The organism is Microbacterium sorbitolivorans (assembly GCF_003327285.1).
Taxonomy (GTDB): Bacteria; Actinomycetota; Actinomycetes; order Actinomycetales; family Microbacteriaceae; genus Microbacterium; species Microbacterium sorbitolivorans.
On sequence record NZ_KZ848473.1, the window covers coordinates 1,153,490 to 1,168,275 of the forward strand.

Annotated in this window: 12 protein-coding genes; 5 read left to right on the forward strand and 7 right to left on the reverse strand. The window is 72.1% G+C overall.

What is annotated here, in order from left to right:
• Positions 1 to 4: 4 nt before the first annotated feature.
• Genes DTO57_RS05690 through DTO57_RS05710 form a run of 5 tightly spaced genes read right to left on the reverse strand, consistent with a single transcriptional unit; the run spans position 5 to position 5,794 of the window.
• Positions 5 to 1,318, reverse strand: a complete 1,314-nt coding sequence (locus tag DTO57_RS05690) for a serine hydrolase domain-containing protein (protein ID WP_114117194.1) — start codon at positions 1,316 to 1,318, stop codon at positions 5 to 7.
• A complete protein-coding gene (locus DTO57_RS05695) occupies positions 1,315 to 2,448 on the reverse strand; it encodes a Gfo/Idh/MocA family protein (protein ID WP_162785670.1) in 1,134 nt (377 codons plus the stop codon). The genes DTO57_RS05690 and DTO57_RS05695 overlap by 4 nt, the downstream gene beginning before the upstream one ends.
• On the reverse strand, positions 2,445 to 3,272 hold the full coding sequence (locus DTO57_RS05700; RefSeq protein ID WP_114117196.1) for a DUF6807 domain-containing protein: 828 nt from the start codon (positions 3,270 to 3,272) through the stop codon (positions 2,445 to 2,447). The genes DTO57_RS05695 and DTO57_RS05700 overlap by 4 nt, the downstream gene beginning before the upstream one ends.
• A complete protein-coding gene (locus DTO57_RS05705) occupies positions 3,269 to 4,273 on the reverse strand; it encodes a LacI family DNA-binding transcriptional regulator (protein ID WP_114117197.1) in 1,005 nt (334 codons plus the stop codon). The genes DTO57_RS05700 and DTO57_RS05705 overlap by 4 nt, the downstream gene beginning before the upstream one ends.
• 3 nt (positions 4,274 to 4,276) lie before the next feature.
• The gene (locus DTO57_RS05710) at positions 4,277 to 5,794 is read right to left on the reverse strand and encodes a glycoside hydrolase family 43 protein (RefSeq protein WP_114117198.1); all 1,518 of its coding nucleotides are present in this window, start codon (positions 5,792 to 5,794) and stop codon (positions 4,277 to 4,279) included.
• Between the two features lie 86 nt (positions 5,795 to 5,880).
• Here DTO57_RS05710 and DTO57_RS05715 point away from each other — a divergent pair, with 86 nt between their 5' ends.
• From DTO57_RS05715 to DTO57_RS05735, 5 genes are all read left to right on the forward strand, one after another.
• Positions 5,881 to 6,939, forward strand: a complete 1,059-nt coding sequence (locus DTO57_RS05715; protein WP_114117199.1) for a M24 family metallopeptidase — start codon at positions 5,881 to 5,883, stop codon at positions 6,937 to 6,939.
• 18 nt (positions 6,940 to 6,957) lie between these two features.
• A complete protein-coding gene (locus tag DTO57_RS05720) occupies positions 6,958 to 8,304 on the forward strand; it encodes a Gfo/Idh/MocA family protein (RefSeq protein WP_114117200.1) in 1,347 nt (448 codons plus the stop codon).
• A complete protein-coding gene (locus DTO57_RS05725) occupies positions 8,301 to 9,203 on the forward strand; it encodes an NAD-dependent epimerase/dehydratase family protein (RefSeq protein ID WP_114117201.1) in 903 nt (300 codons plus the stop codon). Before DTO57_RS05720 ends, DTO57_RS05725 begins: the two co-directional genes overlap by 4 nt.
• Positions 9,200 to 10,261 (forward strand): mandelate racemase/muconate lactonizing enzyme family protein, encoded by a 1,062-nt coding sequence (locus tag DTO57_RS05730; protein WP_229730520.1) that lies wholly within the window; start codon positions 9,200 to 9,202, stop codon positions 10,259 to 10,261. Before DTO57_RS05725 ends, DTO57_RS05730 begins: the two co-directional genes overlap by 4 nt.
• A 113-nt stretch (positions 10,262 to 10,374) precedes the next feature.
• Entirely contained in the window at positions 10,375 to 11,346 is a 972-nt protein-coding gene (locus tag DTO57_RS05735; protein WP_114117202.1) for a serine hydrolase domain-containing protein, read from the forward strand.
• Here DTO57_RS05735 and DTO57_RS05740 read toward each other — a convergent pair.
• On the reverse strand, positions 11,343 to 12,485 hold the full coding sequence (locus DTO57_RS05740) for an ROK family transcriptional regulator (protein ID WP_114117203.1): 1,143 nt from the start codon (positions 12,483 to 12,485) through the stop codon (positions 11,343 to 11,345). The two genes, DTO57_RS05735 and DTO57_RS05740, sit on opposite strands and share 4 nt — an antisense overlap.
• Before the next feature lie 31 nt (positions 12,486 to 12,516).
• Complete coding sequence (locus DTO57_RS05745; RefSeq protein ID WP_483403562.1) at positions 12,517 to 14,784, reverse strand: beta-xylosidase/alpha-l-arabinosidase; 2,268 nt, start codon at positions 14,782 to 14,784, stop codon at positions 12,517 to 12,519.
• Positions 14,785 to 14,786 lie beyond the last annotated feature (2 nt).

Genomic DNA, 14,786 nt, shown 5'->3' on the forward strand with positions numbered 1-14,786 from the left:
GAGCTCAGAGCTGGTAGGTGCCCCGCCCCGTCCAGCCGCCGGGAGCGCCGGGGCCGTGGCCCTGCGCCTCGATCGTCACGAGGCCATCGTCCGTCACGACGATGCGAACGCGCTGGCGCGCGATGTCGTCGCCGATCACATCGATGCGAGCGTCGAAGATGCCGGGCTCGCTCCAGCCGCCCGTCACGATGCCGCGGCCGACGCCGGGCACCTCGATGGGGCATTCCTCGCCGGCGGTCACGTCGAATGCGATCTCGATGCCGTCGAACGTCACGCGGTCCGGCGCGAGCTCGAGCGCGATGCGCGAGCGCAGCCCGGATCCGGAGACGGCGCGCACGGATCCGCGCACCTCGCGCGCGAAGGAGGGATCGTGCGGCGGCGCGGGCCACGCGATCGACGCGGGGGCGTCGCCGAGCGGCTCGTCGAGCGCCTCGAGCAGGAGCGTGCTGAGGCGGTTATCGCCGGCGTTGCAGCCCTGCGCGTTCGCCGTCATGACGGCGACGAGGCCGCGATCCGGGTCGCCGTAGACGTACTGTCCGCCGAGGCCGACCATCATCCAGCCGCCGCGCCCCGGCAGCCAGGTCTGGGCGGCGTAGCCGAAGCGGTGCGTGGATCCCCACGCCATCATCTCGGTGTTCGCGCGCCGACGCACGAGCTCGTCGACGACCTCGCGCGGGAGCACGCGCACGCCGTCTCGCTCTCCCCCGCCGAGAAGCATCTCGCCGATGACGAGCAGGTCGCGCGGGCGGGCGACCATGCCGCTGCCGCCGTGGGCGATGCCCTCGGGGCTCGTGATCATGCGCATGCCCTCGCCGAGGCCGAGCGGCGCGAAGACGCGCTCGCGAAGCACCTGCTCCCATGCCTTGCCCTCGATGCGCTCGACGAGCGCGGCGAGCACGTACGACGCGCTCGTGTCGTAGTGGAAGAGCGTGCCGGGGCGGTGCGAGGGCTCGGTGCGGAAGAAGCTCTCGAGCCACTCGGGCGACTGTTCGGTGTAGGTCGTGCCCGTGTACGGCGTGCGCATCGACAGCAGGTCGTCGATCGTCGCGAGCTCGAGCAGCGGGTGCACGGGGCGCTTCTCGGGGAAGTGATCGAGCAGCCGGTCGCTCGTCGCGAGCTTGCCCTCGTGGGCAAGCGAGAGCACGGCGATCGCCGTGAACGACTTCGAGATCGAGTAGTGGCGGTGCGGCACGTGCGGGCCCATGCCCGCGGCGCCGGCGCTATAGACGAGCGCGCCGCCCTCCGAGACCTCGATCGAGTGGATCGAGATGTCGTGGGCGGCGGCCTGGGCGATGAGCCGTTCGAGTGAACCGGTCATGAGACTCGCGTAAACTCGCTTCCCAGCTCGGTGAAGGTCGACTCGAGGCGCAGCGCGCGCTCGAGCTCCTCCTCGATGCCCTCGATCACGAGGTGGCGGCCGTTCTCGTCGTCGACGAGGGTTGCGGATCCGTCGGCGACGAGCTTCGGCGCGGGCGCCTGCATGACGCCCTCGACGAGGCGCATGAACGCGCCCGTCTCAGCGAGCGGCGAGAACAGCGTCGCGGATCCGTCGCGGGCCGCGAGCAGGTTCTCGAGGAGGTCGCGGCGGCCGACGTGCGACTGCTCGAGGACCTCGTCGTTCGCGCCGAGCAGGTCGATGTCGTCGCTCGTGTACCAGAGCCGCAGCGTGCCGCTCGTGCCGACGACGTCGACGTAGGGCGGCTTCTGCGACGGCGCCGCGAGCGTCACGGCGGTCGTGAGTCGCACATCGCCCTCGAGGTCGAAGACCGCGACCGATGTATCGTCGGCCTCGATGTCGTTGGCGCGCCACAGGTCGAGCTCGAGCGACTTCACGTCCTCCAGGCGCGTCGCGCCCGCGAGGGCCAGGGCCGTCGCGCTCGCGTGGGCGAGGGGGTTCGTTAGGGCGCCGTCGGCGACGACGCGGCCGTTGAGCGTGCGGCGGCCGGCCCACGCCGAGCGGGCGTAGTAGGCCTCGTTGCGCAGCCACGCGCCGGTCGCGCTGTAGCGCACGACCTCGCCGATGTCGCCCGCGGCAACGCGGCCGCGGATGATGTCGAGGGCGTCGGATCCGAGGCTCTGGAAGCCGACCTGCACGAGGCCGCCCGTGCGGTCGGCGATCGCGAGCAGGCGCTCGAACTCGTCGAGCGTCGCGGTCGTGGGCTTCTCGAGCAGCACGTCGGCGCCCGCCTCGAGTGCGGCCGAGGCAAAGTCGAAATGCGTGTTGATGGGGGTGCAGATGACGACGATGTCGACGCCGCCCGCAGCGATGAGGTCGGCGCCGTCGGTGAAGCGCGCGACGCCGTCCGGCAGGTCCTCCGCCGCGGGCGGGTTCGGATCCGCGACCGCGACGAGGCGCACGCGGCCCTCCGTGTGGAGCTTCAGCCCCTTCTCGACGTGGGTGCGGCCATGACCGCCGGTTCCGATAAGTGCGAGTCGTGGGGCGTTCACGCGGCGACCTCCGATGTCGTCAGGGAGAGAGCGCTCTGAAGAGCGCGTTCGATGGTGTTGTCGTCCGCAGCGTCGACGAGCGCGACGACGAGATCGAGTTCCAGGGGCTCCCCCGGTTCGAGGCGTCGGCGCTCGTCGTAGGCGAGTGCGGGGCAGAATCCAACGTATCCGTCCGCGCGCACGAACCACGGCAGGCGCGAGGCGGAAGCCGCAACAAGGCTCGCGTCGGGGCCCGCGACGACGATCCACGGCGACGTGGATCCGTGCGCGGCATCGACGCCCTCGCCCGCCGCGCTGAACACCTCGGCGGTGCCGAACGGCGCCCGCCAGAAGATGCCGCCGTAGAAGGCGCCGGGGCGCCCGTTGGTCTGCGAGCTGCCGATGCTGACGCCCTCGCGGAGGGCGGTCAGGCGCGAGCGCCACACGAGAATCGTGGATCCGTCGACGTCGTCGACGCGGATCTCGCGCTCCTCGGAGATGATCGGCTCGTCGTCGCGGTCGCGCCACAGGACGGTCGCGGTGTACCGGCTCGGCGAGACCGACTCCGCCTCCACGACCTGCCGGCCGTGGTTGTCGAGGATCTGCGGGCCGACGTCTCGCACGAAGGTGCTGCCGCCCCAGAAGTTGGTGCCCGACACGTCGGGCGTCGTCACGCTCACGCCGAGGTGGTGCAGGTGGTCGCCCGGCGCCGTCTCGGTCACCTCGATGCCGCCCGGCGTCGAGACCGTGATGAAGGGGCGGGGAGCGTGGCCCGGATCGATGTCGTCGCCGCTGTGGAGTGTGACGATGTCGCGCCCCGCGGCATTGCGGAGTGTCGTGGTCATTTCTTCTTTCCTGTGCTGGATCTCACCGTGAGCTTCGGCGCGAACGAGGTTGGCTCGAGGTCGGCCGTGCCGCGCATCTGCTCGAGGAGCGTCGACCAGATCTTCTCGCCGACGTCGCCGAGGCGCGCCGTCATGGTCGTGAGGCTCGGCGACGAGTACTGCGAAAACGGGATGTCGTCGAAGCCGGCGACCGAGAGGTCGTCGGGAACGCGCACGCCCTCCTCCGCCAGCCGGCCGAGGAAGCCGAGCGCGACGACGTCGTTGAACGCCATGGCGGCGCTCGCGCCGGTCTCGCGCACGTCGGGCCAGGCGGCGTAGCCGTCTTCGAACGACGAGCCGCACTCGACCGTGATGATTTCGACCTCGGGGTGTTCGGCGGCGACGACCGCGAGACCGTCGCGGCGGGCCATGTTCGAGCGCGCCTGGGCGGGTCCGGCGAGGTAGGCGATCTTGGTGTGGCCGAGCTCGATGAGGTGGCGGGCGACGGCGCCGATGCCCTCGGCGTAGTCGATGAGCACCGAGCCCGCCCGCTTGCCCGTCGTGCGGTTGAACACGACGACGGGGTCGATCTTCGGCAGCAGGTCGAGCATCGTCAACCGGTCCATTCGGGGCGCGAAGAGCACGATCGCGTCGGTGCGGTTGCGGATGTCGCGGGCGATCTCGACCTCGTGCTCGCGGTGCTCGCGCGTATCGGCGACGAGCACGCGGTAGCCATCGCGCTCGGCGGCGGAGTTCAGGCCGTGGAGCACCTGGTGGAACATGGGGTTCGCGAGGTCCGGCACGACCACCCCGATCGTGCGGCTCTCGCCGAGCGAGAGCGAGCGCGCCGTCGCGCTCGGCGAGTACCCGAGCTCGGCGACCGCGGCGCGCACGCGCTCGGCGATCTGCTCGTTGACCGTCGAGACGCCGTTCATCACGCGCGACACCGTCGCCTTCGACACCCCCGCCGCCGCGGCGATGTCAGAAATGGTGGTTTCTCGGCCGTGCCTCTTCGGAGTCATTCGTTAATCCTCTGCGAGATCGACACGGAACGAGCTGAAGGCCGCGGTCGCCGGATCCGCGCCGTAGCCGTGCCCGGCGAAGATGGCGAGTTCCGCGCCGATCCACTGCCCCTCCGAGGCGACGAAGTCGGGGTCGACGCGCACGGTGTGGCCGGCGGTCGTCAGCTCTGCGACGAGCGACGCGTCGGCGGCGCACTCGATCGCGACCTCGACGCTCTCGCTCACGGGGATCCGCAGGGCGACGCGCTCGGCCATGTCGCCCCGGCGGCGCACCGCGACGACGGCTTCGGCGCCGGCGTCGCCGTGCGCGACGCCCGCCCAGAGGTAGTCGTAGCCGAGCACCGCGAGGCCCGCGCGGGTGCCGGATCCGCCGTCGAGGTCGACGCGCACGCTCGCGCGCGACGCCATGCCGGGAAGCGGCTGGCCGAGCACGCGCGTCAGCGTGCGGAGGTTGCCCGAGTCGTCGCCCGACCGGATCCGCAGGGCACCCTCGCCGGGCGCGATCGCGTCGGCCGCGGGGTTGGCCTGCCAGGTCCACGTCGGGCCGGGGACGCCGCCCGCGAAGTCGTCGCTCCGCGCGACGGTGCGGTATCCCTGGGGCATGCCATGCGGGCTCGGGTATTCGAGCACGGGCTCGCTCGGGCCGCCGTCGACCGCCTTGCCCATGACCGGCCACCCGTCGTCGCCCCACGCCATCGGCTGCAGGTGCACGACGCGGCCGAACGGCCCGCGGTCCTGGAAGTGCAGGAACCAGTCGCGGCCATCGACGGCCGTGACCCACGCGCCCTGGTGCGGCCCGTTGACGGGGGTGGATCCCTGCTCGAGGACGTTGCGCTCCTCGTACGGGCCGAACACATCGCGCGAGCGGAACACCGCCTGCCAGCCGGTCGCGACGCCGCCCGCGGGAGCGAAGATCCAGTACCAGCCATCGCGCCGATAGAACTTCGGGCCCTCGATCGTGCCCCAGCCGTCGATGTCGGCGCCGTCGATCACGTCGCGCGCGGGGCCCGTCGCCTCGCGGAGCGCCGCGTCGACCGGCACGACCGTCAGGATGTTCTTCTTGCCCGCCCGCGAGTTCGCCCAGCCGTGCACGAGGTAGGCCGAGCCGTCGTCGTCCCAGAGCGGGCACGGGTCGATGAGGCCGAGGCCACCGAGCAGCAGGTGCGGCGCGCTCCACGGCCCCTCGGGCTCGGGCGCCGCGACGACGAGGATCCCCTGATCGGGGTCGGGGTAGACGATGTAATAGGTGTCGTCGTGGTGGCGGATCGACGGGGCCCAGACGCCCTGGCCGTGGCGCGGGAGCGCGAACCACTCGGCGGGCTCGTTGCCGCCCGGGAGCGCGTCGGCGACCCGATCCCAGTTCACGAGATCGGTCGACACGTACACCGGCAGCCCCGGCGCGCGGTTGAAGCTCGACGCGATCATGACGTAGCGGTCGCCCACGCGGATGGCGTCGGGGTCTGGCAGGTCGGCATCGAGGATGGGATTCCGATATGTGTGCTCACCGTTGAGTCGATCCATGCCAGCAAGATTACATCAGAAACCGGTTTCTGCTATCGTTTCTTGGAAGACATCCGACCACTCATTCTCGAAACCCACGAGGACCCATGGCTTATCGCAATGACGCGAACCCCGACCACACGATCAAGGTCGACCGAATCCGCACGATCCTGTCGGACCACGGCCGCCCCGCGGTCCACCTCACCTCCGCCGCGGCGCTCGCCTGGCTCTTCGACGGCGCCCGCACGGCCGTTCCGCTCGGCGGCGCCCCGGTGTTTTCCGCGACCGTCGAGGCCGACGGTTCCGTGACCGTCACCGCCCTCGCCAACGAGATCGACCGCCTCCGCGACGAGGAGGTCGCGGGCGACGTCGCGTGGCGCGAGATCCCCTGGTACGGCGCCCTTGCCGAGTCGCCCGTCCCGGCCGCGGCCGAGGCCGAGCTCGGCGCCGCGCTGCGCGACGCGCGCGCCGACCTCCTGCCCTCCGAGATCGAGCGCTACCGCGCGCTCGGCGCCGACACCGCCCGCGCGGTGACCGCCGCGCTCGAGGGCGCGGATCCGTCATGGAGCGAGCGGCAGCTCGCCGGCTATCTCGCCGAGCTCGCCTACGGCATCGGCGCCGAACCCGGCGTGCTGCTCGCGGCGGGCGCGTCCCGCGGATCCGTGCAGCACCCGATCCCGACCGACGCGCCCCTCGGCGAGCGCGCCATGGCGGTCATCACGACCGTGCGCGACGGCGTGCACGTCAGCATGAGCCGCTGGGTGACGTTCGCCGATCACGACCGCTTCGCCGACACCGAGGCGCGCCTGCTCGAGGTCGAGGCCGACATCCTCGACGCGACCGTGCCGGGCGCCTCGTTCGCCTCGGTCTTCGACGAGCTGCGCGCCGCGTATGCGCGCCACGGCTTCGGCGACGACGCCTGGGCCCGCCATCACCAGGGCGGCCCGACCGGCTACGTCGGCCGCGACCCGAAGGTCACGCCCGGCTTCGACGCCGCCGTCTCGGCGCACCAGGCCGTCGCGTGGAACCCGTGGGTACCCGGCGCCAAGCTCGAGGACACCGTCCTCGCGACCGCAGCCGGCATCGAGGTTCTGAGCCTCGACGCCGCCTGGCCCTCCACAACCGTCCGGGGCCGCACGCGCCCCCTCCCCCTCGCCCGCCACTAACTCACTGGAGAGATACGCATGACTCGTCGATTCGCCCTCATCGGTACCGGCGGCCGCGCCGGCATGTACATCGGAGCCCTCGCGGAGAGCCACGCCGACGCTGGCACGCTCGTCGCCTGGGCCGACACGAACCCCGGCCGCCAGGACTGGCACGAGAAGACCTCGCCCGGCATTGGCCAGCCCCGCCGCTTCGACCCCGAAGAGCTCGACGCGATCGTCGCGGAGGAGAAGATCGACGCCGTCATCGTGACGACGCCCGACTACCTCCACGCCAAGTACGTCGTCGCGGCGCTCGAGGCCGGCGCCCACGCCATCGTCGAGAAGCCGCTCACCATCAACGAGGAGGGCATCGAGGCGATCGCCGAGGCGGCCGAGCGCACGGGCCGCAAGGTCACGATCACCTTCAACTACCGCTACTCGCCGCGCAACGCCGAGCTCAAGCGCGTCATCGCCTCGGGCGAGATCGGCGAGGTCACGAGCGTGCACTTCGAGTGGGTGCTCGACACCGCGCACGGCGCCGACTACTTCCGCCGTTGGCACCGCGAGAAGGAGCACTCGGGCGGCCTCCTCATCCACAAGTCGAGCCACCACTTTGACCTCGTCAACTGGTGGATTAACGACGTGCCCTCGCGCGTCTACGCCTCCGGCGGGCTGCGCTTCTACGGCGCCGAGAACGCCGCGCATCGCGGCCTCGGCGAGCGCGCGAGCCGCGGATCCGTCGATGACCCGCGCACCGACGCGTTCAGCCTCGACATGCGAGCCGACGAGAAGCTCAAGGGCCTCTACTTCGACAACGAGGAGCACGACGGCTACCTGCGCGACCGCGACGTGTTCGACGAGAACATCTCGATCGAGGACAACCTGTCGCTCGTCGTCGACTACGTCGGTGGCCCGACGATGAGCTACTCGCTCAACGCCCACTCGCCGTGGGAGGGCTACACCGTCGCCGTCAACGGCACGAAGGGCCGCGCCGAGCTCACGGTCGTCGAGCGCGGCATGGTGCACAGCGACAAGTCCGGCGGCACCGTCGTCGACCCGAGCGCGAACCCCGACGACGTGCAGTCCGACGACAGCCGCCCCGAGTTCGAGAAGCTCGTCGTGCAGAAGCACTTCCAGCCCGCCTACGAGATCCCGATCGTCAACGGCGAGGGCGGCCACGGCGGCGGCGACAAGAAGCTGCTGAACGACGTGTTCTACGGCGCGGCCGAGGATCCGCTGGGCTTCACCGCTGACTGGACCGACGGCGTGCGCAGCGTCGTCGTCGGCGTCGCCGGCAACGCCTCGCTCGAGAACGGCCAGCCCGTGAAGATCGCCGATCTCGACCTCGGCCCCGCGGCCAGCGCCCTGAAGGGTGACGCAGCATGAGCCGCGTCGTCGTAACCGGCGGCGCCGGTCGCCTGGGCCGCAGCGTCGTCACGGCGCTCGCGGAGGCGGGCCACGAGGTCGTCTCGATCGACCGGGGTTCGCTCGAGGGCATGCCCGCGACGCAGCTCTCGGTCGACCTGCTCGACCTCGACGCCGCGGCCGCCGCGTTCGCCGAGATCCGCCCCGATGCCGTCGTGCACCTCGCCGCGATCGCGGTTCCGGGCGCGCTCCCGGACCCGGATATCTACCGCATCAACACGCAGCTCGTGTGGTCGGTGCTGCAGGCGGCCCTCGCCTCCGGCGCCACGAAGATGCTGCTCGCCTCGAGCCCGACCGTCATGGGCTACGGCTCGCCGAGCGGCTGGGAGCCGCAGTACCTCCCCCTCGACGAGAAGCACCCGACCGCGCCCTGGAACGGCTACGGCGCCTCGAAGGTCGCGATGGAGCAGATCGTGCAGATGGCGGTGCGCCAGCACGGCCACCGCACGCGCTTCGGCGCGTTCCGCCCCTGCTACGTGATCGCCCCCGAGGAGTGGGCCGGCGCCCCGACCCAGCAGGGCCACACCGTCGCCGAGCGCATCGCGAACCCCGAGCTGTCGGCCGTCGCGCTGTTCAACTACGTCGACGCGCGCGACGCCGGCGAGTTCGTCGACGCGTGGATCCGGAAGGCCGACGACGTGCCCAATGGCTCGACGTTCTTCGTGGGCGCGCCCGACGCGCTCTACGACGGCGACACCGCCGACGGGATCCGCCAGTACCTACCGGCCGCGGCGGGGGCTGCCGACCAGCTCTCGGGCACGCAGTCGGTGTTCTCGAGCGACAACGCGGAGCAGCTGCTCGGCTGGCGTGCGAAGCGCCTCTGGCGCGACGAGCTCGTGCGCGAGGGGGTCACGGCGTGAGCGCGACCATCGCGGCGGTCGACACGCGCCTCGTCCGGATCCCCCTCTCCCGCCCGTGGGGCGCCGACGTCACCGAGATCCACGTGATCGAGGTCATCGTCACCGACTCGGACGGCGCGACGGGCTTCGGCTTCTCGTGGACCCCGACGATCGGCGCGCACGCGGTGCACCAGCTGATCGCGCACGACATCACCGATTTCGCGCTGGGCAAGGACGCGGATCCGCAGATCTGGAAGGGCGCCTGGAGGCACCTCCACGAGGCGGGCGGCGGCGGCATCACGACGATCGCGCTCGCGGGCCTCGACCTCGCGCTGTGGGATCTCGCGGCCCGCCGCGAGGGGAAGAGTGTCACCGACCTGCTCGGCCGCACGCACGACTCGCTTCCGGCCTACGGCAGCGGCGTCAACCTGCACTACTCGCTCGACGAGCTGGTCGCGCAGGCCGAGCGCTGGGTGGCGGACGGCTTTCAGGCCGTGAAGTTCAAGGTCGGCAGCCCCGACATCGCCCGCGACGTCGCGCGCGTCGCGGCGGTGCGCGAGGTGCTCGGCCCCAACCGCACGCTCATGATCGACGCGAACCAGCGGTGGGACCTCGAGAAGGCGACGGCCGCGATGGCGCAGCTCGCCCCGTTCGAACCCGCCTGGATCGAGGAGCCCCTGCGCGCCGACGACATCGCGGGCGCCGCGGAGCTGCGCAAGCGCATCGACGTGCCGATCGCGTTCGGCGAGAACCGCCACACGGTCTACCAGTTCCGCGACGCGATCGACGCGGGCGCGGTCGACGTGATCCAGCCGAACATCGTGCGCGTGGGCGGCATCACACCGTTCCTCGAGATCGCCGCCCTCGCCGCCGACCGTGGCGTGGGCCTCGCGCCGCACCTGCTGCCGGAGCTGTCGAGCCAGTTGGCCTACACCCTGCCGGTCGCGACGTGGGTCGAGGACGTCGAGGACGCGGGCTTCGCCCAGCTCGGCGCGCTCGTCGAGCCGACGGGCCTCACGATCGCCGATGGTGTGGCCTCCGGCGGTCCCGCCCTGGGCCTCGGCATCCGCTTCCGCTAACCCCCATTTCTGCAATTCTCCGCGCGGTCATCTGCGATTCGCAGATGACCGCGCGGAGAATTGACGGGTTGAGGGGGGAAGTGAGGAATTACCCCACCGCCGAAAGGGCACGCATGAGCAGGTATTCCGCCGCCTTCGCATGGGCACGGCGTCACGTCGACGACGGGCGGCTGCCGCACGCCGTCCTGGGCATCGCGAACGCCGACGGCACGATCGCGCTCGAGAGCTTCGGGGGCGTCGCGGCAGACGCGACGTATCCCCTGTTCTCGATCACCAAGGTCCTGACGGGCATCACGGCGGCCCGCGCGATCGAGCGCGGGCTGCTGACTCCGAATACCCCGCTCTCCGACGCCGTGCCGGGCTTCGGCTCAGGCCGCGACGACGTCGTGCGGCTGTGGCACCTCGGCAGCCACTCCTCGGGCATCAGCGAGCCGCCGCTCGACACGGCGGTTCCGCTCGCGCAGGAGCTCCTCGCGCGCGGCCGCGACTTCCGCGCCGGCACCGCCTCGCGGTACTCGACGCTCGGCTACACCGGCATCGCGGCGCTCTACGAGCACGCGACGGGGCAGGCGTGGGACGCGGGGCTCGCCGAGTGGGCCGCCTCGATCGGGGCGACGGGCATCACGCTCGACCCCGCCGACTACGTGCCGGTCGACGGCATCGACGGATCCGGCCTCGACTTCGCGCAGCTCGTCGCCAACCGCGACCCGGGTGCGGGCCTCTTCGCGCGCGCGGACGACCTGCTGCGCCTCGGATCCGACCTGCTGCGCACCGCCGCGCGCGGCACGCCGGGGGTCCTCACGCCCGCGGGCCTCGAGTTCATGCGCCGCCCCGTGACGGGCGGCATGGCTCGCCTCGAGCCCTACCCCGCGGAGCGCGGGCAGGACTGGGGCTTCACCTTCAACCTGCGAAACCGCGGGCCTGGCCTCATTTCGACCGACGGCTTCGGGCACGGCGGCTGGGCCGGCACCGAGTTCGTCGTGCACCCCGACCACGGCGTCGCGTGGGTGCTGCTCACGGCGAAGGCGGGCCGCACGGGCGTCGACACCGACGAGCTCGACAACGCGGTCGTCGCGGGGCTCTAGGGCGCGCCGAGCGGATCCGCAAGCAGCCGCTCGAAGACGAGCTCGGCCGCGCCGATGAGCAGGCGGTCGGCGCCGAGCGCCGCCGGCGCGATAGTGAGGTCCTCCGCCGGCGCGCCGAGCATCTGCGCGCGCACCGACTCGTCGAACGCGCGGGCGTCGGCCTCGCGGAGCGCCGCGAGGAACCCGCCGAGCACGACGCGCGATGGGTTCATGGTGTTGGCTGCGTTCGCGAGCGTCGAGGCGAGGATCCGCCGCTGCCGCGAGGCCTCGGCCGACAGCAGGCGCGAGATGCCCGCGGCGAGCGCCGCGTCGTCGCGCACGCCGTAGGCCTCGAAGAGCCGGCGGCGGTTGACCTCGTCCTCGAGCGTTCCGCCCGGCACGCACCGGTCGGCGTCGTCGTCGATGCTGGGCCGGTTCTGGCCCCACTCGCCCGCGTACCCGCTGGCGCCGCCGAGGCTCTCGCCGCGAAGGATGGCGCCGCCACCGATACCGCTGGCGCCGCCGTTGAGGTAGATGGCGTTGCTGTGCCCGCGCGCGGCCCCGAAGACCCACTCGGCGATGGCGGCGAGCGAGGCGTCGTTACCGACCTCGGTGGCGAGATCGGTGCGCGCCGCGACGAGCGCGGCGAGGTCGACGTCGCTCCAGCCGAGGTGCGGGGCGTTGCGCACGAGGCGGTCGCTCGCGCGCACGAGGCCGGGCACGGCGATACCGATGCCGAGGATCCGCGCCTGCCGTAGGTGCCCCCAGCCCGCGACCGTGAGGGCGATGTGCTCGGCCGTCTCCTCGGGCGTCAGCACGTGGTCGGTGTCGATGCGGGAGCGCGAGATCACGCGGCCGCCGAAGCCGACGGCGCCCACCTCGAGCGCGTCGACCTCGGGGTTCGCCGCGATCGCGACGACGTCGTCGGCCGGCACGACCGTCGGCGACGGCCGGCCAACGCGGCGGGTGGGATCCGGATCCTGCTCCCGCACGAAGCCATGCTCGACGAGGGTGGTGACGAGGCCGCCGATCGTCGACCGGTTGAGGCCGGTATCGGCGGTGAGCCTCGCGCGGGAGAGCGGACCGACGTGATGCACGAGCCGCAGGATTGCTCCGAGGTTCGCGCGCCGCACGCCCTCCACATTCGATCCGCTCGCCATCGCTCCCCCACCTTAGGTTGTGGGCGAAAGCTTATCGTGCGCTCGCGCCCACCTCCGTGAGGCTCACCCCGACGACGCGGCGGTCGTTCGCCGTCACGACGCGATCGGCGAGCGTGATTGTCGCGCGATCGGTCGCTTCCGTCGCCGCGTCGGTGCCGATCCAGACCTCCGCCTCGCCCGCCTCGACGACGCGGCGCATGCGGCGGTCGCTGAACGCAAAGCGCGACGCCGGCACGTCGAGGGTGACGGTGCGCGACTCGCCGGCCGCGAGCGGTACGCGCGCGTAGCCGAGCAGCTGCGCGACGGGGCGCGTGACGGAGGCCGCGACGTCGTGGCCGTAAAGCTGCACGATCTCGGCGCCCGCGACGCCCGAGGTGTTCGTGACCGTCACGCGCGCGACGATCGAGTCGCCGGCCTCGCACGAGAAGTCGGAGTAGGCGAACGACGCGTACGACAGCCCGAAGCCGAACGGCCGCACGGGCGTCGAGTCGGTCGACGTGACCCCCGAGGGCCCCGCGAGTGGCGCGTGCAGGTAGCTGAAGGGCTGGGATCCGGCCGATCGCGGCAGCGAGACGGGCAGGCGCCCCGAGGGGACGACGGATCCGGCGAGGATCCGCGCGAGCGCGGTCCCGCCTTCCTCGCCCGGGAAGAACGCCTGCACGACGGCCGCGGGGCCGCCGCCCGCGAGCGCCCAGTCGAGCGCGTAGGGGCGGCCGGTCAACAGCACCATGACGACGGGGGTTCCCGTCGCGGCGACGGCCTCGACGAGCTCGCGCTGCACGCCCGGCAGGTCGAGCGACTCGGCGTCGTTGCCCTCGCCGACGGTGCCGCGGCCGAAGAGCCCGGCCTGGTCGCCGACGACGACGACCGCGACCTCGGCCGATGCCGCCGCCGCGACCGCCTCGTCGAAGCCCGATCGGTCGTCGCCCTCGACGTCGCAGCCGCGGGCGTAGGCGACGTCGAACGACTCGGCGAGCGCCTCGCGCACCGTCGGCATGTCGACCTCGACGGGGGTGCCGGGGTGGTTCGCCAGCACGTGGTTCGCGAACGAATAGCAGCCCTGCAGCGCCTCGTCGCGGTCGGCGTTCGGGCCGATGACGGCGATGCGCGTCGCGGGCGCGATCGGCAAGACGCCGTCGTTCGAGAGCAGCACGACCGACTCCTCCGCGAGCCGCCGCGCGATATCGCGGTGCCTCGGCGTGTCGAGGTCGATGGTAGCGGGCGCGTCGGCGTCGAAGGCTCCGGGATCCAGCAGCCCCAGCTCCTCCTTCTGCGCGAGCACGCGCAGCACGGCGCGGTCGACGAATGCCTCGGGCACCTCGCCCGCGCGCACCTTCGCCACGAGCGGCTCGAGGTAGGCGTCGCCCGTCGGCAGCTCGACGTCGATGCCGGCCTCAAGCGCAAGCGCCGCCGCCTCGCCGCGGTCGGCGGCGATCTGGTGGGTCTTCTCGAGAAACGCGACCGCGAAGTAGTCGGCGACGACGACGCCCTCGAAGCCGAGCTCGCCGCGCAGTAGCTCGGTGAGCAGCTCGGGCGACGACGCGACGGGAACCCCGTCGATCTCGGTGTAGCTGTTCATGACGCTCCTCGCGCCGCCGTCGCGCAGCGCCATCTCGAACGGCGGCAGGAACACGTCGGCGATCTCGCGCGGCCCCGCGTGGACGGGCGCGTGGTTGCGGCCCGACTGCGAGGCCGAGTAGCCGAGGAAGTGCTTGAGCGTCGCGTCGATGCCCGCACTCTGCAGCCCGCGCACATAGGCGGTGCCGACGGTGCCGACGAGGTACGGATCCTCGGAAATGCACTCGTCGACGCGCCCCCAGCGCGGATCCCGGATCACGTCGAGCACGGGAGCGAGCCCCTGGTGCACGCCGAGCTCGCGCATCGAGTCGCCGATCGCGATGGCCATCTCCTCGACGATCTCAGGGTCGAAAGAGGCGCCCCAGGCGAGCGGCGTCGGGAAGGTCGCTGCCTTCCACGCCGCGAGGCCCGTGAGGCACTCCTCGTGTACGAGGGCCGGGATCCCGAGCCGCGTCTCGCGGACGAGCCGGCGCTGCTCGGCGACGAGCCAGGCGGCCCTGGCCGCCGGATCCACCGGCCGGGTGCCGTACACGCGAGTGAAGTGTCCGATGCCGTGGCGGGTGATGTCGGAGAGCGAGCGGCCATCGCCGCTGCCCATCTCGTCGGCGAGCGGGGCGACGACCTCGCCGTTCTGGTCGAGCCAGTAGCCGACGAGCTGCGCGACCTTCTCGTCGAGGGTCATCTGTGCGAGGAGGTCTCGCACGCGGGTGGATTCGGTCACGG

Coding starts and splice junctions, on each gene's coding strand:
- DTO57_RS05690 (WP_114117194.1), bottom strand. CDS start 1,318: ATGACCGGTTCACTCGAACGGCTCATCGCCCAGGCCGCCGCCCACGAC.
- DTO57_RS05700 (WP_114117196.1), bottom strand. CDS start 3,272: ATGACCACGACACTCCGCAATGCCGCGGGGCGCGACATCGTCACACTC.
- DTO57_RS05705 (WP_114117197.1), bottom strand. CDS start 4,273: ATGACTCCGAAGAGGCACGGCCGAGAAACCACCATTTCTGACATCGCC.
- DTO57_RS05710 (WP_114117198.1), bottom strand. CDS start 5,794: ATGGATCGACTCAACGGTGAGCACACATATCGGAATCCCATCCTCGAT.
- DTO57_RS05715 (WP_114117199.1), top strand. CDS start 5,881: ATGGCTTATCGCAATGACGCGAACCCCGACCACACGATCAAGGTCGAC.
- DTO57_RS05720 (WP_114117200.1), top strand. CDS start 6,958: ATGACTCGTCGATTCGCCCTCATCGGTACCGGCGGCCGCGCCGGCATG.
- DTO57_RS05725 (WP_114117201.1), top strand. CDS start 8,301: ATGAGCCGCGTCGTCGTAACCGGCGGCGCCGGTCGCCTGGGCCGCAGC.
- DTO57_RS05735 (WP_114117202.1), top strand. CDS start 10,375: ATGAGCAGGTATTCCGCCGCCTTCGCATGGGCACGGCGTCACGTCGAC.
- DTO57_RS05740 (WP_114117203.1), bottom strand. CDS start 12,485: ATGGCGAGCGGATCGAATGTGGAGGGCGTGCGGCGCGCGAACCTCGGA.